The organism is Parasphingopyxis lamellibrachiae (genome assembly GCF_003385775.1).
GTDB classification, from domain to species: domain Bacteria; phylum Pseudomonadota; class Alphaproteobacteria; order Sphingomonadales; family Sphingomonadaceae; genus Parasphingopyxis; species Parasphingopyxis lamellibrachiae.
In genome coordinates, this window is record NZ_QRDP01000004.1 from 1,960,609 (window position 1) to 1,983,750 (window position 23,142).

Annotated in this window: 33 protein-coding genes; 19 read left to right on the forward strand and 14 right to left on the reverse strand. The window is 61.3% G+C overall.

What is annotated here, in order from left to right; translation table 11 throughout:
- Positions 1-2 precede the first annotated feature (2 nt).
- Positions 3-1,052 (forward strand): ribonucleotide-diphosphate reductase subunit beta, encoded by a 1,050-nt coding sequence (locus tag DFR46_RS09695; RefSeq protein ID WP_116236262.1) that lies wholly within the window; start codon positions 3-5, stop codon positions 1,050-1,052.
- An 11-nt stretch (positions 1,053-1,063) separates the two neighbouring features.
- The gene (locus tag DFR46_RS09700) at positions 1,064-2,851 is read left to right on the forward strand and encodes an ATP-dependent nuclease (RefSeq protein ID WP_116236263.1); all 1,788 of its coding nucleotides are present in this window, start codon (positions 1,064-1,066) and stop codon (positions 2,849-2,851) included.
- Between the two features lie 48 nt (positions 2,852-2,899).
- Here the strand turns inward: DFR46_RS09700 and DFR46_RS09705 are convergent, their stop codons facing one another.
- Positions 2,900-3,523, reverse strand: coding sequence for a thermonuclease family protein (locus tag DFR46_RS09705; protein WP_245953798.1), 624 nt, complete (start codon positions 3,521-3,523; stop codon positions 2,900-2,902).
- 130 nt (positions 3,524-3,653) lie between these two features.
- Between DFR46_RS09705 and DFR46_RS09710 the strand changes: the two genes are divergently transcribed.
- The 4 genes from DFR46_RS09710 (at position 3,654) to DFR46_RS09725 (ending at position 5,693) form a co-directional block, all read left to right on the forward strand.
- Positions 3,654-3,986, forward strand: a complete 333-nt coding sequence (locus DFR46_RS09710; RefSeq protein ID WP_116236264.1) for a TraR/DksA family transcriptional regulator — start codon at positions 3,654-3,656, stop codon at positions 3,984-3,986.
- 101 nt (positions 3,987-4,087) lie between these two features.
- Positions 4,088-4,627: a hypothetical protein gene (locus DFR46_RS09715; protein WP_116236265.1), complete on the forward strand. Its 540-nt coding sequence runs from the start codon at positions 4,088-4,090 to the stop codon at positions 4,625-4,627.
- Between the two features lie 141 nt (positions 4,628-4,768).
- On the forward strand, positions 4,769-5,143 hold the full coding sequence (locus DFR46_RS09720) for a glycine zipper 2TM domain-containing protein (RefSeq protein ID WP_116237265.1): 375 nt from the start codon (positions 4,769-4,771) through the stop codon (positions 5,141-5,143).
- A gap of 103 nt (positions 5,144-5,246) precedes the next feature.
- The gene (locus DFR46_RS09725) at positions 5,247-5,693 is read left to right on the forward strand and encodes a hypothetical protein (protein ID WP_116236266.1); all 447 of its coding nucleotides are present in this window, start codon (positions 5,247-5,249) and stop codon (positions 5,691-5,693) included.
- Here the strand turns inward: DFR46_RS09725 and DFR46_RS09730 are convergent.
- Positions 5,690-6,274 carry an SOUL family heme-binding protein gene (locus tag DFR46_RS09730; RefSeq protein WP_116236267.1) on the reverse strand — a complete coding sequence of 195 codons (585 nt, stop codon included), beginning with the start codon at positions 6,272-6,274 and terminating at the stop codon, positions 5,690-5,692. The two genes, DFR46_RS09725 and DFR46_RS09730, sit on opposite strands and share 4 nt — an antisense overlap.
- Before the next feature lie 51 nt (positions 6,275-6,325).
- Positions 6,326-6,745, reverse strand: a complete 420-nt coding sequence (locus DFR46_RS09735) for an ExbD/TolR family protein (RefSeq protein ID WP_162843457.1) — start codon at positions 6,743-6,745, stop codon at positions 6,326-6,328.
- A 122-nt stretch (positions 6,746-6,867) separates the two neighbouring features.
- Here DFR46_RS09735 and DFR46_RS09740 point away from each other — a divergent pair, with 122 nt between their 5' ends.
- On the forward strand, positions 6,868-7,305 hold the full coding sequence (locus tag DFR46_RS09740) for a DUF1330 domain-containing protein (protein WP_116236269.1): 438 nt from the start codon (positions 6,868-6,870) through the stop codon (positions 7,303-7,305).
- A 15-nt stretch (positions 7,306-7,320) separates the two neighbouring features.
- Here the strand turns inward: DFR46_RS09740 and DFR46_RS09745 are convergent, their stop codons facing one another.
- The gene (locus DFR46_RS09745) at positions 7,321-7,542 is read right to left on the reverse strand and encodes a hypothetical protein (RefSeq protein ID WP_116236270.1); all 222 of its coding nucleotides are present in this window, start codon (positions 7,540-7,542) and stop codon (positions 7,321-7,323) included.
- A 118-nt stretch (positions 7,543-7,660) separates the two neighbouring features.
- Here DFR46_RS09745 and DFR46_RS09750 point away from each other — a divergent pair, with 118 nt between their 5' ends.
- From DFR46_RS09750 to DFR46_RS09760, 3 genes are all read left to right on the forward strand, one after another.
- Positions 7,661-8,155 carry a hypothetical protein gene (locus DFR46_RS09750; protein WP_147297663.1) on the forward strand — a complete coding sequence of 165 codons (495 nt, stop codon included), beginning with the start codon at positions 7,661-7,663 and terminating at the stop codon, positions 8,153-8,155.
- A 42-nt stretch (positions 8,156-8,197) separates the two neighbouring features.
- The gene (locus DFR46_RS09755) at positions 8,198-8,908 is read left to right on the forward strand and encodes a hypothetical protein (RefSeq protein WP_116236272.1); all 711 of its coding nucleotides are present in this window, start codon (positions 8,198-8,200) and stop codon (positions 8,906-8,908) included.
- A gap of 134 nt (positions 8,909-9,042) precedes the next feature.
- On the forward strand, positions 9,043-9,822 hold the full coding sequence (locus DFR46_RS09760; protein ID WP_116236273.1) for a hypothetical protein: 780 nt from the start codon (positions 9,043-9,045) through the stop codon (positions 9,820-9,822).
- Between the two features lie 3 nt (positions 9,823-9,825).
- On the opposite strand, the gene DFR46_RS09765 is transcribed toward DFR46_RS09760, so the two are convergent.
- Positions 9,826-10,311, reverse strand: coding sequence for an MgtC/SapB family protein (locus tag DFR46_RS09765; RefSeq protein WP_116236274.1), 486 nt, complete (start codon positions 10,309-10,311; stop codon positions 9,826-9,828).
- A 71-nt stretch (positions 10,312-10,382) separates the two neighbouring features.
- On the opposite strand from DFR46_RS09765, the gene crcB reads away from it, so the two are divergent.
- From crcB to DFR46_RS09795, 6 genes are read left to right on the forward strand one after another with little or no spacing between them, the layout of a single operon-like run.
- Positions 10,383-10,760, forward strand: coding sequence for a fluoride efflux transporter CrcB (gene crcB, locus DFR46_RS09770; protein ID WP_116236275.1), 378 nt, complete (start codon positions 10,383-10,385; stop codon positions 10,758-10,760).
- Positions 10,757-11,857 (forward strand): RluA family pseudouridine synthase, encoded by a 1,101-nt coding sequence (locus DFR46_RS09775; RefSeq protein WP_116236276.1) that lies wholly within the window; start codon positions 10,757-10,759, stop codon positions 11,855-11,857. The genes crcB and DFR46_RS09775 overlap by 4 nt, the downstream gene beginning before the upstream one ends.
- A complete protein-coding gene (locus DFR46_RS09780) occupies positions 11,857-12,453 on the forward strand; it encodes an FMN-binding negative transcriptional regulator (RefSeq protein WP_116236277.1) in 597 nt (198 codons plus the stop codon). The genes DFR46_RS09775 and DFR46_RS09780 overlap by 1 nt, the downstream gene beginning before the upstream one ends.
- On the forward strand, positions 12,450-13,112 hold the full coding sequence (locus tag DFR46_RS09785) for an HAD-IA family hydrolase (RefSeq protein WP_116236278.1): 663 nt from the start codon (positions 12,450-12,452) through the stop codon (positions 13,110-13,112). The genes DFR46_RS09780 and DFR46_RS09785 overlap by 4 nt, the downstream gene beginning before the upstream one ends.
- Positions 13,109-13,342: a hypothetical protein gene (locus tag DFR46_RS09790; RefSeq protein WP_116236279.1), complete on the forward strand. Its 234-nt coding sequence runs from the start codon at positions 13,109-13,111 to the stop codon at positions 13,340-13,342. Before DFR46_RS09785 ends, DFR46_RS09790 begins: the two co-directional genes overlap by 4 nt.
- Positions 13,339-14,040, forward strand: coding sequence for an ATP12 family chaperone protein (locus DFR46_RS09795; RefSeq protein ID WP_116236280.1), 702 nt, complete (start codon positions 13,339-13,341; stop codon positions 14,038-14,040). Before DFR46_RS09790 ends, DFR46_RS09795 begins: the two co-directional genes overlap by 4 nt.
- A 159-nt stretch (positions 14,041-14,199) precedes the next feature.
- Here DFR46_RS09795 and DFR46_RS09800 read toward each other — a convergent pair whose 3' ends face one another.
- Positions 14,200-14,766, reverse strand: a complete 567-nt coding sequence (locus tag DFR46_RS09800; protein ID WP_116236281.1) for a hypothetical protein — start codon at positions 14,764-14,766, stop codon at positions 14,200-14,202.
- Between the two features lie 68 nt (positions 14,767-14,834).
- Positions 14,835-15,467 (reverse strand): guanylate kinase, encoded by a 633-nt coding sequence (gene gmk / locus DFR46_RS09805; protein ID WP_116236282.1) that lies wholly within the window; start codon positions 15,465-15,467, stop codon positions 14,835-14,837.
- A 48-nt stretch (positions 15,468-15,515) separates the two neighbouring features.
- On the opposite strand from gmk, the gene DFR46_RS09810 reads away from it, so the two are divergent.
- Complete coding sequence (locus DFR46_RS09810) at positions 15,516-16,070, forward strand: DUF2585 family protein (RefSeq protein ID WP_116236283.1); 555 nt, start codon at positions 15,516-15,518, stop codon at positions 16,068-16,070.
- 197 nt (positions 16,071-16,267) lie between these two features.
- On the opposite strand, the gene DFR46_RS09815 is transcribed toward DFR46_RS09810, so the two are convergent.
- Positions 16,268-17,461: a DUF418 domain-containing protein gene (locus DFR46_RS09815; RefSeq protein WP_116236284.1), complete on the reverse strand. Its 1,194-nt coding sequence runs from the start codon at positions 17,459-17,461 to the stop codon at positions 16,268-16,270.
- Positions 17,458-17,859: a hypothetical protein gene (locus DFR46_RS09820; protein WP_116236285.1), complete on the reverse strand. Its 402-nt coding sequence runs from the start codon at positions 17,857-17,859 to the stop codon at positions 17,458-17,460. The genes DFR46_RS09815 and DFR46_RS09820 overlap by 4 nt, the downstream gene beginning before the upstream one ends.
- A gap of 122 nt (positions 17,860-17,981) precedes the next feature.
- On the opposite strand from DFR46_RS09820, the gene DFR46_RS09825 reads away from it, so the two are divergent.
- Both DFR46_RS09825 and DFR46_RS09830 read left to right on the forward strand, forming a co-directional pair.
- Positions 17,982-18,416 carry a hypothetical protein gene (locus tag DFR46_RS09825; protein ID WP_116236286.1) on the forward strand — a complete coding sequence of 145 codons (435 nt, stop codon included), beginning with the start codon at positions 17,982-17,984 and terminating at the stop codon, positions 18,414-18,416.
- Positions 18,417-18,475: 59 nt separating this feature from the next.
- Positions 18,476-19,540 carry a transporter family protein gene (locus DFR46_RS09830; protein ID WP_116236287.1) on the forward strand — a complete coding sequence of 355 codons (1,065 nt, stop codon included), beginning with the start codon at positions 18,476-18,478 and terminating at the stop codon, positions 19,538-19,540.
- On the opposite strand, the gene DFR46_RS09835 is transcribed toward DFR46_RS09830, so the two are convergent.
- From DFR46_RS09835 to DFR46_RS09855, 5 genes are all read right to left on the reverse strand, one after another.
- Positions 19,537-19,803: a hypothetical protein gene (locus DFR46_RS09835; protein ID WP_116236288.1), complete on the reverse strand. Its 267-nt coding sequence runs from the start codon at positions 19,801-19,803 to the stop codon at positions 19,537-19,539. The genes DFR46_RS09830 and DFR46_RS09835 overlap by 4 nt on opposite strands.
- On the reverse strand, positions 19,800-20,666 hold the full coding sequence (locus DFR46_RS09840) for a mechanosensitive ion channel family protein (protein ID WP_342769835.1): 867 nt from the start codon (positions 20,664-20,666) through the stop codon (positions 19,800-19,802). The genes DFR46_RS09835 and DFR46_RS09840 overlap by 4 nt, the downstream gene beginning before the upstream one ends.
- A gap of 70 nt (positions 20,667-20,736) precedes the next feature.
- Entirely contained in the window at positions 20,737-22,131 is a 1,395-nt protein-coding gene (gene fumC / locus DFR46_RS09845; RefSeq protein ID WP_116236289.1) for a class II fumarate hydratase, read from the reverse strand.
- A gap of 31 nt (positions 22,132-22,162) precedes the next feature.
- A complete protein-coding gene (locus DFR46_RS09850; RefSeq protein ID WP_147297664.1) occupies positions 22,163-22,570 on the reverse strand; it encodes a tetratricopeptide repeat protein in 408 nt (135 codons plus the stop codon).
- A 37-nt stretch (positions 22,571-22,607) separates the two neighbouring features.
- Positions 22,608-23,084, reverse strand: a complete 477-nt coding sequence (locus tag DFR46_RS09855) for an SspB family protein (RefSeq protein WP_116237267.1) — start codon at positions 23,082-23,084, stop codon at positions 22,608-22,610.
- Between the last annotated feature and the right edge of the window lie 58 nt (positions 23,085-23,142).

Sequence of the window (23,142 nt, forward strand, 5' to 3'; positions counted from 1 at the left end):
AGATGTCCCTTCTCGAAGCCCGCACCCAGTATAAGCCTTTCGAATATCCCTGGGCGTTCGATTTCTGGAAACGCCAGCAGCAGATCCACTGGATGCCGGAGGAAGTGCCGCTGGGCGAGGATTGCCGGGACTGGGCGCAGAAGCTCACCGAGCATGAGCGCAACCTGCTCACCCAGATCTTCCGCTTCTTCACCCAGGCCGATGTCGAGGTGCAGAATTGCTATCACGACAAATATGGCCGGGTGTTCAAGCCGACGGAAATAAAAATGATGCTGACCGCGTTCAGCAACATGGAAACCGTGCACATCGCCGCATACAGCCATCTTCTCGACACGATCGGCATGCCGGAAAGCGAATACGGCATGTTCCTCGAATATGAGGAAATGTCCGCCAAGCATGATTATCTGAACGAGTTCGGCGTCGACAGCGACGAGGATATCGCCAAGACGCTCGCCATGTTCGGCGGCTTTACCGAAGGGCTGCAGCTGTTCGCCAGCTTCGCCATGCTGATGAACTTCCCGCGCTTCAACAAGATGAAGGGCATGGGGCAGATCGTCAGCTGGTCCGTCCGCGACGAGAGCCTGCACTGCGAAGGCATCATCAAGCTGTTCCACGCCTTTTGCGCGGAGCGGAACTGCCTGACGAAAAACGTCAAGGAAGAGATTGTCGATTGCTGCCAGAAAACGGTGCGGCTGGAGGATGCGTTTATCGATCTCGCCTTCTCCGAAGGCCCGGTGCCCGGCATGACGGCGAAAGAGATCAAGCGCTATATCCGCTACATCGCGGACTGGCGCCTCGGCCAGCTCGGCCTGCCCGCCGTCTATATGATCGAAGACCACCCGCTTCCGTGGTTAGCCCCGCTGCTGAACGGCGTCGAGCACGCCAACTTCTTCGAAACGCGGGCGACCGAATATTCCAAGGGCGCCACCAGAGGCGACTGGAACCAGGTCTGGGATTCGTTCGATGAGCGCAAAAAGGGCAAGGCCAATGACGACGAAACCGCCGATGACGGCGAAGATATGTTCGGCGAGAAGAGCGTAGCGGCGGAGTAGGCCGTGCTTGAATGCTGAAGTCTCTCAGTCTTGAGAATTTTCGAGGTTTCTCAAATCATCGAATTGATCTTGGTCTTGAGAATATTCTTATTGGCCGAAATAACGCTGGAAAAACTACCGTAATTGAAGCTTTGCGTATTTTGTCCGTGGCCCAAGCCCGCGCGCACAACGCAATTTTCATTGCTTGTCCAGAATGGTTAGATGGCCATTGCACCGGCGCTGGGTTCAAGGCCTCATTAGATACAATCGACTTCAATTACACCAACGTACAACATGCATATGCCACGGAACGCCCAGCGATAATCAGGGCGAAGCTCAGAAACAATAATGAGGTCCACGCCTACATCGGGACATCTCCTTCCGAAGTATTTTTTCAGTTGCGAAAAGGGCGAGCAAAAGTTGTTCATCAGCGAGCTGACGTCGGACCACGAACTTTCGGTATCACGAAGGTTATGCCGCCGATCGGATCACTACTCCCAAATGAAAAGCGGATAGCAAAAGATCGGCTAAACAAGTACTTAGACGGCTATTTGGCTTATCGCCATTTTCGCAATCAACTTTGGGAACGACAACCAGAATATCGAATCTTCGAGAGCCTCCTTGAGGAAACATGGCAAGGACTAAAAATTCAGCACTTTGAGAATGATCATGGGCCAGCGCGCAATGAATATTCGCTTTTGGTGCGAGAAGGACGATACATTTCAGAGGTTTCTTGGCACGGTCACGGTCTTCAGGCTTGGATGCAAACAATCTGGTTTTTGGCCCGCGTGTCAAAAGATGCGACCGTCGTTTTGGACGAGCCTGACGTATATCTTCATGCGGACCTGCAACGTAAGCTCATCAAGGTAATAGAAAATCTCAATTTTCGTCAGTCAATAATCGCTACGCATTCACCCGAAATTATCTCAGACGTGCCTTTTCAAGATGTCATAGTTGTTCAAAAAGCAGCTCGAACTTCCGGCCCGGCTAACCAAGTTGCGGAAATTCAAGAGTCTCTTCGTGGCATGGGAAGTCTGCACAGCATACAGCTTTCCAAGCTTGCTCAACGTGGCTTACTCTTGTTCGTCGAAGGCGAAGATAAGCCATTCTTGACTGACGTGGCATACAAGTTGGGAAGTCGAGAATTCGACAGCTTAACCCAAATCGCCATTCACAGCATTCAGGGAAAGGGAAATTGGGAACTCGCCCTCGGTGCCGCCAAGGGCTTAACGGAGGCGTCCTCGGGGGATGTGCAAACTGCACTGCTACTAGACAACGACTACATGCTTGATGTTGAGCGCACAGATTATTTTGAAAAAGCAAAGAAAGTTGGCTTGGTTCTGAAAATTTGGGACAATAAAGAGATAGAGAACTACTTTATTATTCCAAAGGTAATCGCGAGATATATATCGGATAATGTAGAAAAGGTGCCTGATGAAATCCTATTGAGGGTTGAGCAAATCATCTCTGACATTGAAGCGGACTGTAGGAGAAAGCTCACAGGTTGCTATTCTGATGTGATTCAAAAAAGTATTTATAAGTTTGAAAAGAAAAGGATAGAACCGTCTACTGCTTTTGAGAGAGCCGAAGCGCTTGTGGAAGATAAAATACAGAGTGGTATTGGCATCCGAGATATTTACTCAGGCAAACAGATTTTAAGTGCAGCTTCTGCCGCATGTCAGCGGGAATTTGGAGTTAGTTTTTCACCGTTAGCGATATGCAAAGAGGCTAGGATGAGCGAGATTGATCCTGAACTTGCGCATTTCATTAAAGGTATCTCACGAAAAGCAGCGTTGCCTATCGATCTATTTGCCGATTAAATCGTTCCTAAATGGATTTGGAATTGCCGGATTGCAGTATCTTTACCCTCACCCACACCAGCTCCGTCGCCCGCCCGCATAGGGCCGGGCCAGCCCTTCGCCAATCAGCATGTCGCCCACCGGCTGGCCGCTCACCTCTACCCGTCGCAAAAGCCGCCCATAGCGATCCCGGTCGCGGCCTGCCCTGTGCAGGGTGACTGCGCCTGAATTCAGCAGATCATGCAGCCGGGATTTGGCCGCCTGGCCCAGCCGCTCTTCCTCGGCGCAGCGAGCGGGGTGCAGCTCTGGCGTGTCGATATCGAGGATGCGGATCTTTTCGCCCTCCATCCAGAAGGTATCGCCATCGACCACGCAGTTGATACGCCGCCCCGATCCGCACATGCTGAAACGGATCGCGGGCGCACCGCCTGACAGAAGCGATTGCGGTGCAGAGAAGGGCGCGGCCCCTTCAAAACTGCCGCTGCGCTCCGCCCATTCCAGCCCCCACATGCCGATAATCGCTGCGATCAGCGCCAGCATCAGCATATAGGGCCAGCCCAGCGGCTGTTTTCGCCGCCCGCCCTGCCGATAACTCGCCGGATGCCCGGCCAGATAATAGCGCGGCGACAGGTATCGGCGCGGCGCGCGCCTCCGGTAGCGGCTATTCCGCTTGGGATAGGGCAGTCTTGCCATGCCAGCCACCCTGCCCCGCAAAGCACAAAATTCGCGTTAACCCCCCATCCCGTTTGAGCCAGATCAAGGTAGCGGGCGGGTTTTGCGGCCAGATATTGCCCATGAACCCTACAATCCAGGAGCCATTGTCATGACCAGCCTTTCCCCCGATACCGCGAAACCGCGCCTCGAAACGCAGCTTGCCGAGCTGGAGGCGCGGAAGGCGCATATTGCGCGCGATCTGGCCGAGCCGCTCAACGCCGATTCCAGCGAACAGGCGGTCGAGATGGAGGATGATGAGTCGCTCGAGGCGCAGGCGCTGCTCGTCACGCGCGAAATTACCTCGGTCAAACGCGCGCTCGCCCGGATCGACGAGGGCGAATATGGCATCTGCGTGCGCTGCGGCGGGGATATCAACCCGGCCCGCCTCGATGCGCGGCCCGAAGCGGCGCTGTGCATCGCCTGCGCGTCGAAAGAGGGGTAGGAAGAGGGCGCTCTATACCTGACAGGCCAGCCTATGCCTGACAGGCGAGCGCGGCGATTTCCTGCTAAGGAAGTCCTGACAGACAAATTTGGAGAAGTTCGATGCGTTTGCTGACCCTTTTCGCAGCCTTGCTGGCCGTTGGCGCCGCGCCGCTGGCGGCGCAGCCCGCACCGCCGCCCGAACCTGCCTCCGTCGCCGTCGAACAGCTGCGCCATGCGATCGGCCTGTGGAATGTGGAAACCGATTTCGTCGCCGCCGATGGCAGCGTGGCCCGCACCCTTATCGGCCAGTACCGCTTCGGCTGGGTCGTACCGGACCGGGTGGTTTCCGGCATGAGCACGATCCCGGAACTCAACCAGGCATCGGCGATCCTCTTTTTCGTCCGCCCGGGGCGCAGCGAGATCGAGATGGCCTCGGTCGGGGCGGACGGCCATTTGTGGCGGATGATCGGCCCCGATGACGGCGAAACCCGCACGACGCCGAACACGGTGATGGTGGACGGGTCCACCCTCATGCTGCGCTTCACCCGGTACGATGTGACGCCGGACAGTTTCCGCTCGCGCATGGAACGGTCGACCGATGGCGGCCAGACATGGAGCCTCGGCAACCGCCAGCGGTTCGTCCGCGCAGAGGGTGAATAGGGCCCGTTTCGGCGTACGGGGACAACGGCCCGTCCCCTCCGCCCACGAATTTCCGACCGTTGTCTCATATTCATGAAACCGGGCGGCCCCCTGCGCGTTGAGGCCCCGACAGCGACGCCCTGTTCACGAAAGGAATTTCCGATGCGTATTGCCAGTCTCGCTTTTGCGGCGACAGTTCTCGCCGCCACCTCCGGCCCGGCTCTGGCCGGGCCGCCCGCCCATGCTCCCGCCTGGGGCCAGCGCGCGAACGAAGCGCAGGTAACCCCCATCGTCTATCGCCGCGACCGGGATCGCCATCGCGGCTATCAGGGCCGCATCTGGCGCGACGACGAGGGCCGTTATCGCTGCCGCCGGGAAGACGGCACTGTCGGCCTGCTGATCGGCGGCGCTGCCGGCGCCCTTGTCGGCCGCGAAATCGATGGCGGCCGCGACCGGACGGTCGGCACCATTGTCGGCGCTGCGGCCGGCGCGCTGATCGGCCGCGAAATCGATCGCAGCGATTCCCGCTGCGAATAGGGGCCTGCACCCCAGCCGCGCTCTTCCCCTGCCGCCCGGCCCGGCCTAGACGGTTATGGCCTGAAGCTCTCCGGGAAAGCCGGACCGGGCAGCGGAGGATGGAGTGGACGCACCGCCAACACAGTATCGCGTGATCGAGAGGGACGGGAAGCTTATCGTCCTCGACGCGCGCACCAACCTGCCACCCAAACAGGCCGCCGACATGCATCCGGGCCGGGCGACGGACCGCCTGCCCGAGCGCATATCGGCCAGCGAGCTGTTACGGGACCATGCCGCCGACACGGAGGCCGGGTCGCAGTCGGCAGAGCAAAGCGGAATGGCAAGCCATATAACGGACCGGTTCGAGCAAGCAGTCAATGCTCGCTATCGTCCTGCATCCGGCGGCGAGGAAGATAAGCAGATAACCCCCATGCAAGTCGGCATGTTCGGCTTTGCGGTCTTCATGGTGCTGGGAATTTCGATCGGCGGCTTTACCGGTTTTCTTGTCGGTGCAGTCGCCATAATCATCGCGGGCAATCTTGCCATGAAAGCCCGGAAAGACGTGCTCTAGGCGACCGGGATCAGGATCTCGTTGCGGCGCATCGGCCCCGGGATAAAGGGCGAATTGTAAAAGGCATATTCGACATCGCCAGCCGGCTCGAGGCTGTTCGCCGCCATCCATTCGCGCAGCGCCGCCTCATTTTCGGCCAGCGCCGCATCGTCGGCATTGCCCGAAAAACGGATGGCCGCCAACTTGCGACCCGGTTGTTCGTTCAGCTTCACGCCCGGTGAAGGATCGGGCAGGTCCGCTTCGCCGAGTTTCGCCGGCATGACGAAACGGGTCCGCCAGCCCTCATCCGCGCGGTTGGAGAGGACAGGCGATGTCATCGCGATTTTCTTGCCCGGCCGGGAACGGGCGAAGATATAGTCGGCTAGCACCCGGAATCCGTTCCCAAGCGCCGTCTCGCGCTGGCCGTTCTGCACCGTTTCGGCGACCATCATCGCCGGATAGGCGCGCAAAGCGAACCGACCCTCGTCGATCAGCAGATCGTAATCCGGCTTCTCGTTGTTGCGCTCGTTGAGATAATAGGCGGCCGCAGCCACCGCCGCCGTGCCAGCCGCTGCTGCGGCAATCCATCGTGCTTTTCCCATAGGCTCGCTTGTGCCGGGATTTCCGGCCCGGCGCAAGGAAAGCGACGCGGATCAGAAGCCGTCGGCAAAGGCCGCATTACCGACAAAGCCGAGCCTGGTTACCTCGGCACGGCTGATATCGGCCAGAATCTCGTCGACATCCTCGTACCGGGCGTTCGGAGCAGCCATTATCTCGAGCAGCGGCAGGCCGGGATCGGCCGCCATCCGCTCCAGCCTCGCGACAAGGCCGGCCCGGGATACCGCCTCGCCATCCCAGCTGAGCGCGCCCGACGGGCCGATCGCCAGCGCATGGGAGGGCGGCGGCACGCCCGCGGTCGCCGGGCCGACAGGCAGCTCGAGCGGTACCTTGTGGTTCATCACCGGCAAGGCAAGCAGGAACATGACAAGAAGCACGAGCAGCACATCGATAAAGGGTGTCGTATTGATCTCCCGCATCGGCTCCGCATTCGGAAACGGTTTGAGACTTGCCATCGTCATTATCCCTTTCTGGTTCCAGTTTGGATGATATACCATATCTTCTGTATAATGAGAAATGACCTCATCCGGCGGCTTTCGGCTTGACGCAAAGGCCGTGGCGCGCAACCTTCATTGCCATGACAGACACCGGCTATATCGATCCGAGCCGCGCCAATTTCGAGGCGTTCAAGGCCCTCGACCGCGACGAACCGGTCGCCATGCTGAATCTTGTGCGTTTTCGCGAAAAGGCAGCCTATCCCGAAGGCCATCCGCTCGCCGGCAAGGGCCTGAGCGGCGCGGAAGCCTATGCCCATTATGGCAAGGATAGCGGCCCGGTCTTCGAGCGGGTGGGCGGAACGGTGCTTTGGTCAGGCGAGCCCCAGACCATGGTCATCGGCCCGGAGGATGAGCGCTGGGACACGGCGTTCGTCGCCCGTTACCCGACGGCCGGCGCGTTTCTTGCCATGGTGACCGATCCCGAATACCGCAAAGCCGTCGTCCATCGCCAGGCTGCGGTCGAAACTTCGCGTCTGATCCGCCACAAGCTGCGCGAGGCCGGCAAGGGCTTCGGTTAGGGCGAAAAAGCGGCGCTAGAAGAGTCCGCCGCCCAGCATCAGCCGCAAAATTCCGATGATGATGACGACCATGCACAGGTTGCGCCCGCCATTGCTGCTCGAAAGCAGGCCGAGGACGAGACCGACAAAGGCCACGGGGAGCATGAGCCAGTTGACCCAGCCGAGTAGCGGGATGAGGCCGACAAAGGCCAGTAAAGCCGCGACAAGCCCGACCAGGATTGAAACTATGTTGAGCATCGCATTGGCACCTGTGGTTCGTGAACACTGACTGTATTAGTGATATAGGTCACATAGTTTGCGGATCAAGGCCGTTATGCGATATGCCATTTACGACACTGAAGGGGAAACAGACGATATGCGGACGGGATATATTGCGCTGGCGATGCTTGCGCTCACGGCATGCGGCGGATCGGACGAGCAGGTATTTACCGGCCCCGATGGCGAAGAAGTTCGCATCGAGCGCGGCGGCGACGGCACCACGACCTATAGCAGCACAGACGGCGAGGCGACGATCACCACCGGAGAGGCCGGTGCGGCGATGCCGGCCGGCCTCCCCGCCTATCCGGGCGCCGAAACCGCCGGCGGCCTCAACATCAACAGCACGGGCCGCGATGGCGGATCGGGCCAGATCTCGAGCTTTCAGACGAGCGATTCTCCGGCGGACGTGATCGCCTTTTACAGAGCGGCTCTGGAACGCGGGGGATACCGGATCGCCGCGAACATGGATTTTGGCGAAACGCACATGATCTCGGCTTCGCGGCCGGACAATAGCGGCGGCATCCAGATCACGGCGACGGGTGCGGGCGGCCGGGGCACGACGGTGTCGATCATCGCCGGCCAGGAAGGCTAGCGCTCAGGCGAAGAATTTACCGGATTTACAGGAGAAGATGCGATGAAACAGGCGATGGGCCTGGCTGTGCTGCTGGTAACGCTGGCAGGCTGTAGCGGAACGGCGGAAGAGGGCAGCGGCGGCACCGGCAGCGAACAGGCGGCCGAGGTTGTCAGCTATGAACCGGCTGAAGATTTCTCCAATGGCACACCCGGCTATGCCGCCGCCGATGCCGAAACCGTCGAAATGGACGAGCTTGGGGGCGGTACGCAGCGGACGAAATTCCGCACCAACGACGCGATTGGCGATGTCTATGACTATTACGCCTTTGTGCTTGGGGACCGGGGCTACACGCTCAATCATTTCGGGCTGACCGCCGAGACTAGCACCGGCGAACAGCTGGGCCGTTTCACCGTTCGTGACTCGAATGACGGACTGAGCCGGTTCGAAATGCTGACCAATGCCGAGATGATCAACACGCCCGGCGCGGACATGGCCGTGGATGTGCCCGCCTTTCCCGGCGTCGATCCGGCCGATGTGACGGTCGAAGAGGGAATGGGCTATGCGAACAAAATTAGCTTTACGGCCGAGGCATCGGCGGCCGACATACTCGCTTTCTATCGCAGCGCCTTTTCTGGAAACGGATTTACGGTCTCGCGGCTGGCCATGCGGGCGATCGACGAGACGGGACAGATGCCCAACCTGAACGTTGTCAGCGGAGAGCCTTTCCGGGGCGACCATGCGACCGAGGTGGAGTTGCAGGCCTATGAATAAGGCTGGCTGAATGGGGCCCGCGGGCAGGCAATGGTGAAGAAATCGTAAAATATTCGCCCGTTCACCATGTTTCTGAACGCTTTGGTAACCTTTACCCGCGAAAATCCGTCGCTTCCGATCAGGAGCTGCGGACCATGATGCTTAATCGTTACTCTCCCCTTGCCACCGCCGTTGCGCTGAGCCTGACGCTCGCCGCCTGCGGCACGGGGCAGACCGATACCGATGCCGACGCGGAATCGCTCGATTCGGCGCTGCTCGGTGAGGTCGATAACAGCGATCCTGCGCTTACAACCGCGCTCGAAGATCAGATCATGGTCGATCAGGAGCTGGCCGGGCAGTCCAATGCCAACGCCGCATTGCCCGGCGATGCGGTGAGCGGTTCACCGGTTCCCGAAACGCTCCACACGGCCGCCGACGCGCAAGAGGCGATCAGCGCAGGCCGGTTGCTCTCCGCCCCGGCGCCGACCGAAGGCGAAGAATGCGCCGAATGCGATGGCCGCAGCGCCGGCCAGGGTGAAACAACGCTGGGCGCAGCCGCCAGCCGCCAGTCTGGCGAACCGCAGTTCGAAGCCTGCACGGCACCGGTCGAATATGGCATGCAATGGGCCAACGCCCTGCCGCGCGCTTTCAGCGTCTATCCGGGTTCGGAGGTCGTCGAGGCCGCAGGCCATAATGCGGAAGGCTGCCGCGTGCGCGTGGTGAGCTTCCGGACCAACGCATCCATGCAGAGATTGCTCGACTGGTATTATACACGCGCTGTGCGCACCGGATATTCGTCAGAGCACCAGCTGCGCCACGACAATAATGTGCTTGGCGGCTACCGCACACGCGACGAAGGCGCCTATTACATCATCTTCGCCCCGCGCGCCGGTGGCGGCACCGATGTCGACATTGTCGCCAATAACGGGATCTAGCCCCTAATCGTCTTCATCGCCTTCCGGGGCCTGTTCCGCAGTATGCACGTCGGCAAGGTCGTTCGACAGCAGAAGCAGCAGCACAACCCCGGCAGCGATCACGCCGGCCAGCCACAGATAGCCCAGCCCGCACATGATGCCGATGCCCCCGCTCGCCCATATCGCAGCGGCGGATCCGGCACCGCGGACCACATTGTCGTCGCGAAACAGGGCGCCCGCCCCCAGAAAGCCGATCCCGGTCAGGATACCGTTGAACACCTTGGCAGGGTCTATCGAGAAGGTTTCGTCGCTCGCCGTGGTCGCGAATTCCGTGATCGCAATCATCAGCGCTGCGGACACCACCGCGATGATCAGGAAAGGGCGAAAATCGACGGGCTTCCTGTTCTTGTAGCGCTCGATCCCCAGCGCAGCGGAAAACAGGGCGGCGGCGCCGAGACGCGTCAGCATCTCACCCCAGCCAAGCGAAACGGGTGTGAACATGGCTTCCATATATCTATCAATACATGAAACGAGAAATAGTTCGACTGGCGATGCGCCGCACGCTCCGGTAAAGGGCGGCCATGCCTCATCTTCTTCTTGTCATGGCGGGCGGCGCGATCGGTGCAGGGCTTCGGTTCCTGGTCGGACGTTTTACGCTGCACCAGTTCGGCCCGGGCTTTCCCTGGGGAACGCTGACCGTCAATCTGGCCGGCGGGCTGGCGATGGGATTGCTGGTCGGCCTGCTCGCGCGCTTCGGGAGCGGCGGCGAGGGATGGCGGCTCTTTGTCGGCGTCGGGATATTGGGCGGGTTCACGACTTTCTCCGCCTTCAGCCTCGAAGTAACCAATATGATCGAGCGCGGCGCGGTCGGGCTGGCCGCCGGCTATGCGCTCGTCTCCGTCATCGGTTCGGTAGTGGCCTTGTTCGCAGGGCTCTGGCTCGTAAGGATGGCGGCATGACCAAGACCTTCAGCGACGATGTGCGCCAGTTCATCGTGAGCGCAGACGATGATGGCATCCGGCTCGATCGCTGGTTCAAACGCAACCTGCCCGAAGCCAATTTCAACATCGTCTCGCGCTGGTCGCGCACAGGCCAGCTCAGGCTGGACGGCAAACGCGCGACGCCAGGCGACCGGATCGAGACCGGCCAGGTGATCCGCGTGCCCCCGGCCGAAGCGCCCAAGACTCTCAAACCCAAAAAAGAACGCCCGCCGCTCAGTCAGGACCAGATCGACTTTGCCCGGACGCTGGATTTCCATCGCGACAAGAGTGCGCTTGTCCTCAACAAGCCGCCGGGTCTCGCGACGCAGGGCGGGACCAAGACCAAGGATCATGTTGACGGACTGCTCGATGCGCTGACCTATGACGCCGACACCCGGCCCAAGCTCGTCCATCGGCTCGACAAGGATACGAGCGGCGTGTTGCTGGTCGCGCGATCGGCGCGGGCCGCCGCCTTCTTCTCCAAGGTGTTTTCGACGCGCAAAGCGACCAAAATCTACTGGGCGATCGTCATGGGCGTGCCCGAAGTGCAGGACGGGGTGATTGACCTGCCGCTCGCCAAACAGCCCGGAACGGGCGGCGAGAAAATGCATGTTTTCGATGAGGGCCAGCCGGCCAAGACCCGCTATCAGGTGATCGAACGGGCCGGTAACAGCGCCGCCTTTGTCGCGCTCCAGCCCTATACCGGCCGCACCCACCAGCTGCGCGTTCATATGGCGGCGATCGGCCATCCGATCGTCGGCGACGGCAAATATGGCGGGGCGGATGCTTTCCTGACCGGCGGCATCAGCCGCAAATTGCACTTGCACGCACGGCGGCTGCGCCTGCCGCATCCCGACAGCCGGATCCTCGACGTCACCGCCGACCTGCCCGAGCATTTCGCAAACAGCCTCGCCGCGCTCGGCTTTTCGCCCGAACTCGGCGACGATGTGTTTGCCGAGCCGCCCGCCGAGGACCGGAAGGTCGCGCAGAAACGGGCGGCCAAAGCCTATGCCAAGGACCAGCGCAAGGCGCGCCGCGGCGAACGGCGCGGTCGCGGAATGCGGGACCGGAAATAATGCATCCCAATACGCAGTTTCACTGGCAGGACCGCGAGGCGATGGCCGATTTCATCGGCGCGCTGGGTTTCGGCATGGTCTTCGCCGAGACCCCGCACGGGCCGCGTGTCGCGCATGTGCCGGCCATCCTGGAGGAAGGACGGCTGCTCTTCCACCTGGCAAAGGGCAATGCGCTATCCAAGCATCTCGATGGGCAGAGCGCCTTGTTCCTTTTCAACGGCCCCGATGCCTATGTCAGCCCGGACTGGTATGGCGAGCCCGATCAGGTGCCGACCTGGAACTATGTTTCCGTTGAGCTGGAAGGCCCCGTCTCCACCCTTTCCCGGGACGAGTTGGTCGCGCAAATCGATGGTTTGTCTGCCACCCAGGAAGCCCGGTTCGACAAAACGCCCTGGACGCGCGCGAAGATGCGCGACGGGCTGTTCGAGAAGATGCTTGGCGGGATTGCCGGTTTTGCGCTCGAACCAAAGGCCTGGCGCGGCACGACGAAGCTGGGCCAGAACAAGTCGGCCGAAGCGATCTCCAGCGCCGCCGATGCAATCGAAGTCAATGGCCGCCCGGCGATCGCGCACTGGATGCGCAACCTCTCGACATGAGCAACCGTCTCGCCATTTTCGATTGCGACGGAACGCTTGTCGACAGCCAGGCCAATATCTGCATGGCGATGGAACTGGCGTTCGAGCGGGCCGGACTGGCCCCGCCGCCGCGCGAAGCCACGCGCAGGGTCGTCGGCCTGAGCCTTGTCGAGGCGATGGAAACGCTGCTCCCCGAAGCCGGTACAGACCAGCACCGGGAAATGGCGGAGGCCTACAAACAGGCCTTTACCGGGATGCGCGGCGCGGGAACGGTCCATGAACCGCTCTATGACGGCATTGTCGAGACGATCACGGCGCTGGACGAAACCGGCTGGCTGCTCGGCGTGGCGACGGGAAAGTCCGACCGGGGCCTGAAATTCGTACTGGAGGCGCATGGCCTGACCGACCGGTTCGTGACCCTGCACACCGCCGACCGGCATCCCTCCAAGCCGCACCCGTCGATGATCGACGCCTGCATGGCCGATGCCGGGGCTTCGCGCGAAAGCAGCGTGATGATCGGCGACACGACGTTCGACATGGCGATGGCCCGAGCCGCGAATGTTATGGCCGTGGGCGTTGCCTGGGGCTATCATGATCCCGATGAGTTGGAGGCTGCGGGCGCCGATGTCGTGATCGACAGCGCGCATGACCTGGCCGCCATTATCGAGGAGCTTGCATGACCCCCGAAGACCGCGAATTTCTGGCCAAATCGCGCTGGCAGACGATGCAACTGCTGCGCTTTACCGGCATCATCGTCATGATCATCGGCATGTGGATCTGGGCCGGCGATATCCTGCGCATCGGCGGGTGGCCGATGCTCGGCGTTCCGATATTCGCTCTCGGCATTTTCGAGGCGCTCGTCCTGCCGATCATCCTGGCCAAAAAATGGAAAAGCCCACCGCAAGAATGAAACGATTTTACGACAAGGCGGACGCGGTACGGACCAGCGATGGCTGGGCTGTGGCGCTGGACGAACGGACGGTCAAGACGCCGGGCCGCAAACCGCTGGCCATGGCCTCACGCAAGCTTGCCGACGCCATCGCCGCCGAATGGGCAGGTCAGGAGGAACTCATCGATCCGGCGGCGATGCCGCTTACCGGGCTCGCCAACGCTGCCATCGACCGGGTTACGCCCGGCCATGCCGATTTTGCAGCCGAGCTTGCTGAATATGGCGATACGGACCTCTTATGCTACCGCGCAGACAGCCCTGCAGAACTGGTAGCCAATCAGTGCGCGGCCTGGGATCCGCTGCTCGAATGGGCGGCGCGGCGTTTCGATATCGCCTTTGAAACGACCACAGGCATCGTCCATCGTCCGCAACCCGAAGCCACTGTTGCGCGGCTCAGGGCGGCGACCGAAGCCTATGGCCCCTTTCACCTGGCCGGGCTCTCCCCCGTTGTGCGGATCGGCGGATCGCTGGTTGCGGCGCTGGCACTGGCGGAAAATGCTTTCGACGAAGATACCGTCTGGGCGGCGACGCGGGTCGACGAAGACTGGCAGGCCGACAAATGGGGCGAAGACCAGGAGGCGATCGAAACACGCGACGCCCGCCGCAGGGAATTCAGCGCCGGAATGCGGTTCCTGCGGCTGCTGGAAGCCGGGGACTAGGAGTTCTGATTGTCAGAACATTGCTAACGCAATGTCGCCGCACCGGCCCGCTCCCCCTCCCGGCCTCCCACAAGTGTACCCTGAATGGGAGGCCGGGAGGGGGAGCGGGCCGGTGCGGCGCTCAACCGTCAGGTTGAGTCTGACAAAAGCAAAATTTCCCTATCCTTCGCCCTCAGCCACTTTCGGCAGGAACCAGCGCGCGATAATTGCGCCGCCGACAATGAAACTCACCAGATCGGCGACGAACAGATAGCCATGGAATACCCAGCCCTGGTGCCACCAGACCGGATTGCCCAGATGCATGAAGACGGCAGCGGCCAGCGCGAAAAAGATCAGAATCTTCAATCGCTCGGGGAAGGTCCGCACATGGCCGGACAACCCGTAAAGCGCCACGCCCAGAAGCAGCGCGGTGATCAGCAACTGGATAAAGCCGCCGATCATCGCGCCCGTATCGCCCAGCGCAAATCCGTTGGGATTATAATGCACCATGGCGATCGGGCCATCGATATAGAGCCGCTGTTGCGCTTCGCCGTTGATCCCGGGCACGACATAGGTGGCCGGGCCATCCGCTCCCATATTCTCAGCCAGAACCTGCTGGACAGTGGCCGCGCCTTCGTCGTCGATCTGGCTCACCGGGATATTGCCCAGCGGCGTTGCGAAAAACAGAAAACCGATGACGAACATGGCGATCGCTGCCGCGACCGCGCCAATTGCAACGCGTATCATAAGACCCTCTCCCTGTAGCTGGCTGCGAAGCTAAGCCTGTTGCAGGGGTATGGGAAGCCCGCCCGTGCCTATCCGGTCAGGCCGCGCACGAAATCGACCAGACCCGTGCGGCGGGCACGGCGCAGACGCTCGGCCTCGAGGATCGCCCGGGCCCGGGCAGCACAGCGCTCCGCATCGTCGTTGATCAGCACATAATCATATTCGGCCCAATGGCTGATCTCGGCCGCCGCCCGCTCCATCCGTCCGGCAATGACCTCATCGCTGTCCGTACGCCGCCCCCTGAGCCGGCTTTCCAGCTCCTCCATTGAAGGCGGGAGGATGAAGACGCGGACAATATCAGGATCGACCTGTTTGAGCTGCTGCGTCCCCTGCCAGTCGATATCGAGGAGCACGTCCCGCCCGGCATCGATCGATCTGCCGATTTCGGATTTGAGCGTGCCATAGCGCCGGTCGAACACATGCGCCCATTCGAGAAAGGCATCCTCCTCGACCATTTGATCGAACGCCGCATCGGTGACGAAATGATAATGCTCGCCGTCCGTCTCGCCCGGGCGAATCGGCCGGGTCGTCGCCGAAACTGATGGCGCGATCTCGCTGTCGGCCTCCAGCAGCTTGCGCGCGATGGTGGACTTGCCCGCCCCGCTCGGCGATGAAAGGACATAGAGGAGCCCGCGGCGTTCAAGCTGTATCGGATCGGCCATGGACCCGGTTCGCCCAAGCGCGCCGCAAGGTCAAGATGGAGAGGCGAAATCACGCGTATTCACTGGATCATCGCCGCCGCCATCGTGGCCGCCGCCGCGATCATCCTCACTCTTATGGGCCGCAATCCGATCTGCGAATGCGGTGAGATCAGGCTCTGGGTGGGCGAGGTGCACGGCCCCGACAACAGCCAGCACCTGGCCGACTGGTATGTGCCGAGCCATATCGTCCATGGCTTTATTTTCTGCGGACTGGGCTGGTGGCTGCTGCGGGAGAAATCGGTGGGTCTGTGGTTTTGCCTGGCCGTTGCGATCGAGGCGGGCTGGGAGATCCTCGAAAATTCGCCGATGATCATCGACCGCTATCGCGAGGCGACGGCGGCCTTCGGCTATACCGGCGATTCGATCCTCAATTCGCTGGCCGATATCGGCTGGATGGCGCTGGGCTTCCTGATCGCCCGGCGCATCGGACTGTGGCCGACGGTCGCGATCGCCGTAGTCCTCGAACTCTTCACCCTCTGGATGATCCGCGACAATCTGACGCTGAATGTGCTGATGCTGGTCTGGCCGATTGACGCGGTCAGGGTATGGCAGGGCGGGGCTTAGGTTTGTCAGAACGTTGCTAGCGCAACCTCGCCGCACCGGCCCGTTCCCCCACCCGACCTCCCATTCAGGATACACTCGTGGGAGGTCGGGTGGGGGAACGGGCCGGTGCGGCGATTTCCTGCAAAGGAAATTCTGACAAGTTAAGTCCGGTGCCGCGCGCGGCCGTCAGCTTGAGTCTGACAAAAGCATCCGCCAATCTAAACCTTTTCCTCCGGATTGATCTCGCTTTTCCAGCTATCCGTCAGCCTCCGCATGATCGCCTCTACGGGGCCGCGGTCGAACCGGCGGCGCCAAAGCGTGGAGGCGATGATCATGGCGACGTAGAAAAGTGCCGAATAGCCAATGATCCATTCGAGCGTCTGGTGCGGCTTGTATCCGGCCCAGCCGACCGCCCAGACACCGACCGTGCCGTGCAGGATATAGATGGTCAGCGCGAGCTGCCCGGTATGGACAAGCGGCGTGATCCAGCGGCGATCGGCAAAGCGATCCCCGAAAGACAGGCACAGCGACACGATGGCCATGCCCCAGCCGATACCGACCGCCAGGAAGAGCGACATCGGCGGATAGGGCGCGGTGCCGAGCAACAGGCTCGCCTCTTCCAGATCGATCGTCTGCGACACATCCTCCATCAGCTTGAAGAGTCCCATGTCGAGCGCGACATAAGCGATGCCCTCAGCCGCCAGCGCCAGCACGATCCCGCCGATCAGCATTTTCCGGCGGATGGCGGGATCGCTCATATCGAGCCGACCCAGAAGCATCCCGGCGATCATGAAGCCGATCCAGGGCGTTACCGGATGATAGCCCTGGAAGAAGAAATCGATCAGCACTTCGCGGACCGTGAACTCGCTCGTCGTTGCCCAGAAGGGAATCCCATATTGGGCGGGCAGGACATAATAGAGGACCGGAAAGGCCAGGGTGGCGAACAGGCCGGCAATCACGAGATTCCGGTTGGAAACGGTAAGCAGGACAGCCGCGAACATCAGATAGATGCCGTAAAAGTGCAGGATGTCATATTCCCAGATCTGCCGGAACAGGAGGCCGATCGCCAAAAGGAATGCCGCGCGGCGCAGCAGGTTGAACCGGTCCTCGCGAATTTCTGCGCGATCCCCGGAGAGCCGCCCCTTGCGAGACAGGAGCGCGATCCCGATCCCCGCGAGCAGCACGAACAAGGCCGCGGCCCGGCCATTGACCATGCCGGAGACGGTTTCGAGCCAGGCAGGGCTATCGCCGGTGATATGGAAGGTCGAACGATAATTGACCGTGATCATGCCGAAAATGGCAAAGGCGCGGGCAATATCGAAGCCGACGATGCGGCGCGCGGTGCGGCTCTCTTCGGCGGGCTGCGTTTCAGAAGGCCGGGATTGGACGACTGCCTCCTCCTGACCAGTCATTGCGTTTCACCGGACGGGTTCGGGCCGGTTCCGCGGCCGATCGGATCGGCGCTGAACCCGACATCCCGGTCCGTATGGCGTTCGGCCCCGCGGCCTTCGCCGACGGGATCGGCATGGCGGCCCCGGTCGCTGTCCGTGATCGGGCCGTTGCCATTGCCGCACCCGGCCGGATCGGCCGTCGCGCCACCATCGCTATCGCTGACGCCGGTATGGCCGCCCGTGCGACCAGCCCCGGCCTCGTCGGCATTGGCACCGCCATCGCAATCGGTGAGACCCGCGGCCCCGACGGTTTTGCCCTCCGGAGCCTTGCAGCCCGTAACCAGTGCGCCCGAACCGATCAGCAGCGTCGTGCCGCCGGCCACACGGGACAGGAAAGAGCGCCGCGTAAACGCGCGCATAGCAGGATTTTCGGTAATGACGGTTCCCCCTTTTCCCCGCGATAGATGCCGATCGGCATCAACGCAATCGCTGGCGCGGCAAGGGGTAGTCTAGAGCAGTTCCATCGGGCATAGGGCCCGCGATGGCGACTCAGCGCTCCCTTTTTGGCCTGCTGCGCAAGGACCGGTTCACGATCCTTGCGGCGATGCTGTTGTTTGCCCAGGCGATCGTCCCGAACGGCTTCATGCCGGTATTCGCAAAAGACGGACCGACGATCATGCTGTGCACGGGGCAGGGGCTGGGTCTTCAGGCCGCCGCCCTGCCCGCCGACGCCTCGGCCGCCATGCTTGCTCTCGCCGAAGCGCTCGACGATAACGAGACGCCGGCGGAAACCGATACTGCGCCCTGCGACTATGCGGCGGCGCCCAACCCGATCAGCGTGCCGCCCGCCTTTTCGGGCGCGGCGGTACCGGTCATCCGGATCGACGGCATTTTCCCGCCCGCCGGCCTTGTCGCCATCGGGGCCGGGCTCGCCGCTCCCCCGCCGCCGCAGACCGGGCCGCCCGCCACCTTCTGAACCGACCAATATGCGCCTTTCCGGGTGCAGCTATTTTCGATTCAGCAAGGATATATTTTGTGAAATACGCTTCTCTTGCGGTCCTTTCGGCCGCGCTTCTCTCGACTCCCCTCGCCGCCCATGAGGGCACCCATGCCAATGGCCATGCGCCGATCGGCGTCATGGGAGACCATACCCATAATGCCGGCGAGGTGATGTTCTCCTACAGGTTCATGCATATGGAAGGGTCTGGCAACCAGGTCGGCACGGACTCCATTTCCTCCGACGATATCGTCACCGCCATTCCGAACCGCTTCGCCGGCATGCCCGGCCAGCCGCCTACCCTGCGCGTCGTTCCGCAGGAAATGCGCATGGAAATGCACATGATCGGCATGATGTATGCGCCTGTCGACTGGATGACGCTGATCGCGTCCGGCCGCTACATGACCCGGGAAATGGAATCGACCACCTATCAGGGCGGTATGGGGACCACCGTGCTTGGCGGCTCCGACCTCTCGGTCAACGGTTTTGGCGACATGGTCGTCGGAGCGCTCTTTCCTTTGTCGAAAGTGGAAGGCGATCATGAAATCGTCGCCCGTGCCGCGATCAGCATCCCGACCGGCTCGACAACCCAGACCGGCGAGATGCTGACGCCGATGGGCACGACCCGGACAATGCGGCTGGCCTATCCGATGCAGCCGGGATCGGGGACATGGGATCTCAAGCCCGCCATCATCTATCGCGGCTATGCGGGCCAGATCGGCTGGGGTGCGCAATATAATGCGACGATCCGGCTCGGTACGAACGACCAGGGCTATAGCCGGGGAGACGTGCATGAGGTGACGGGTTGGGTCAGCTACGAACCGGCGCGCTGGATCAGCCTGTCCGGCCGGCTCGCGGCGCGAACGACCGGCAGGATCGACGGTATGGACCCGGCAATCATGGGCCCGAACCAGGCCGCCAACCCCGATTTCCAGGGCGGCGAACGCGTCGACGCCTTTTTCGGTATCAACCTCGCTGCCCAGGGATCACTTGATGGTCAGCGACTCGGTATCGAGATCGGTGCGCCCATCCATCAGGACGTGAACGGCCCGCAAATGACCGGAGATTGGTCGCTGACGGTCGGCTGGCAGGGCAGCTTCTAGCCGGCGGTATCGCCTCCGGCGCTCGCGGTTTCCGTTTCGGCGGAACCGGCGCCGGGGGCGTCCGCTTCATCGCGTTCACGCTTCCTGTCCCACAGATATTTGGCCACCAGCCCGCCGCCGACCAGGGCGGCCCCGGGCAGGGAGCGCGTCGCAACGCGCGCTGCGATCAGGCCGATGCCCGCACCGAGCAGCCCGCGCCCCGCCGTCCGGTTGCGGACATGGCCGCCCAGCGCGCCGCGGGCGATTTCCCTGAAAATGCTCATTTCTTCTTCTCCAGCGGTACGGGTTCCTTGAACGTATGGGTGATATAGGGAAAGGGAATTTCGATCCCGGCCCTGTCCAGCGCGGCTTTTACGGCGCGGACGACCTGATCGCGGCTTTCATGGCCCGCGCGCGGCGTGGAGCCCGACCACCAGCGGATCAGATAGTCGACCGAGCTGGAATTGAATTCCTTCGCGAAGACATCGACGCCGCGATCCGTATCGACCTTGTCACAGCCCCTGACCGCCTCTTCGATCACTCTGGCCGCTTCATCGAGATCGACATCGTACGCGACGCCGCAGACGACTTCGTGCCGCCGCCCGTCCATATCGGTGAAAATCTCGACCGGGTTCTTGAACAGCATGGAATTGGGAACGATCGTGACTTCGTTGGAGAGCTTGCGAACATAGGTCTCGCGCAGGTTGATCGCCTCGACCTTGCCGGAAATGCCCTCGCATTCGATGACATCGCCGATCCGCATCTTCTCCCGGATCATGATCAGCACACCGGCGAGGAAATTTTCGAAAATATCCTGAAAGGCAAAACCGATTGCCACCGCTCCGATGCCGAGACCGGCAATTATGCTCGCCGCGGTAACGCCGGGCAGGATGATGGCCGCGGTCGCAAACAGGCCGACAAACCAGATCAGGATTGTCACCGCCGTTTCGACAAGGGTCAGCAGGCTGGGCCGGATATCGGTCCGCCCGATAAAGCGGTGCGCTATTTTGCGCCCGCCCTTGGCAACGAGCCATGTAAGGATGAGAATGACCAGTCCGACCGCCAGCTGCGGCAGCATCCGCACGGTCGTCTCGGCCATATCGCCGAGCTGGTCCTGCAATATCGTCAGAAAATTCGCGTCCATCATCGCCCCTCTTATATCATACCCTTAACAAACGGGGCGCAGGGGCGATTGTTCCCCGCTATTGGAGGCGCCTTTAGCGGCCCAGCATTTTCTCCGGCCTGACAACCCGGTCGAACGTCTCTTCATCGACCAGGCCGAGATCAAGCCCCGCCTCTTTCAGCGTCATGCCTTTCTTGTGCGCATGTTTGGCGATGCCGGCGGCGTTGTCATAGCCGATTTCCGGCGCCAGCGCGGTCACCAGCATCAGCGAACGACCGACCAGTTCGGCAATCTTGTCCTCATTGGCTTCGATCCCCTCGACACAGCGTTCGGCAAAGCTCGTCATCCCGGTCGCCATCAGCTCAATGGAGCGCAGAACATTGGCGCCGATCAGCGGCATGAAGACATTGAGTTCGAAATGCCCCTGCATGCCGCCCACCGTGACTGCCTGATGATTGCCGATAACCTGCGCGGCGACCATGGTCAGGCTTTCGCACTGGGTCGGGTTGACCTTGCCCGGCATGATCGAGCTGCCCGGTTCATTGGCGGGCAGAGACAGTTCGCCAAGCCCCGAACGCGGGCCAGACCCGAGGAACCGGATATCGTTGGCGATCTTGTTAAGCGCGACCGCCAGTGTGTTCAGCGCGCCGGAGAAGAAGACGAGCCCGTCCTTTGCGGCGAGTTGCTCGAATTTGTTGGGCGCGCTTTCGAACGCGAAACCGGTAATGTCGCTGATCGCCCCGGCCATATCCGTCGCCCAGCCTACCGGGGCGTTGAGCCCGGTGCCGACCGCCGTGCCGCCAATGGCGAGCTTCGCGATATTGCCGGCAAGCGCGCCTTCGATCCGCGCCTTGCAGCTGACGAGCTGGGCCGCATAGCCGGAAAACTCCTGCCCCAAAGTCAGCGGTGTTGCATCCTGGGTGTGGGTACGGCCGATCTTGACGATATGATCCCAGGCTTCGGCCTTGGCCGTCAGCGCGGCGATCAGGATATCCAGCGCGGGAATCAACTGATCACGCGTCGCCATCGCCGTCGAGACGTGGAGCGCAGTCGGGAAGCTGTCGTTCGAGCTTTGCGACATGTTCACATGGTCGTTGGGGTGAACAGGCTCCTTGCCGCCCCGCGTACCGGCCAGCGTCTCATTGGCGATCCCTGCGATCACCTCGTTGACGTTCATATTGGTCTGGGTGCCGCTGCCCGTCTGGAATATGGTCAGCGGAAATTCGCCATCATGGCTGCCAGAGCGGATCGCGGTCGCCGCTTCCTCGATGGCATCGGCCAGTCCGGCATCGAGGCCGTGCTTCTTGTTGACCCGCGCCGCCGCCTGTTTGACCGCCGCCTGGGCATGGACGATGCCTATCGGCATCCGCTCGCTTGCGCCGAAGGGAAAATTCTCCAGGCTCCGCTGTGTCTGCGCGCCCCAATAGGCGGAGGCTGCTACCTCGATCGGGCCGATAGAGTCGGTTTCGGTACGGGTTTCGGTGGTCATATTGTCCTTGATATCCTGTGTCTCGATCCAATTAGCCGATCTGGTTGAACTCAATAAACTCTAAACGCTTCTTCCCGTCAGCAAATTCCCAAAAATAGCCGTCTCTCAATGGCAAGAAACCTCTGACCCAACGATCCACTTCGCAGTGCGCGGCCTTCGCAATGTACTCATCCGAGTCATTGCCAGCCAGCCACTCGATATAGGATCTCGAATAAAGCCTTACATATTCCTCTCGCGCAGTGCGTTGCGCCAAGTTTTCTAGATCAAGAATGATCCGTTTGAAAAGATTCCATGCTTCCTCATCCCGATCTTGACGCACGTAGACGGTTGCCAGAAGCGCTTCTGCGACCAACCATTGGGGAACTTCCTTGAGGTCTCTATCGAGAGCACGCTCGGCCTGATCAAATTTCTCTCGCAGATAAAAAATGTGCGCCCGCATGAGATGAATGCGAGCACTAAGCCTTTTCAGGAACAACCTATTTCTTCCGTTTGAAATCCACCGCGACGACATTGGAGCCGTCCTCGATAGGCTCGGCGGCGGGCGGATCGTTTTCCGCATGATCATTGGGCGCGCGATCATCGCCCTGCGCCTGGAACTGCAAGGCGAAGTTCACTGCCGGATCGACAAAGCCGGTAATCGCCGCGAACGGCACGACGAGGGTCGAGGGAATGTCGCTGAAGCTCAGTCCCACCGAAAACCCTTCTTCATCGACCGTCAGGTCCCAGAAGCGCTTCTGCAGGACGATAGTCATCTCGTCCGGAAAGCGTTCGAGAAGATGGCCGGGAATGTCGACGCCCGGCGCGCGGGTTTTGAAGGTAATGTAGAAATGATGCTCGCCGGGCAGATCGCCGGCATCGCCGACTTCGCTCAGCACCCGGCCGACCACCGCACGCAGCGCTTCCTGCACGATCTCGTCATAGGGAATCAGGCTGTCGGGCGTCTCGTCGGTCATGCGTGTTTTGGTGAACGGCTGGAAGCGCAGGGTCAAGATGAGATTGTATTTGGACGGC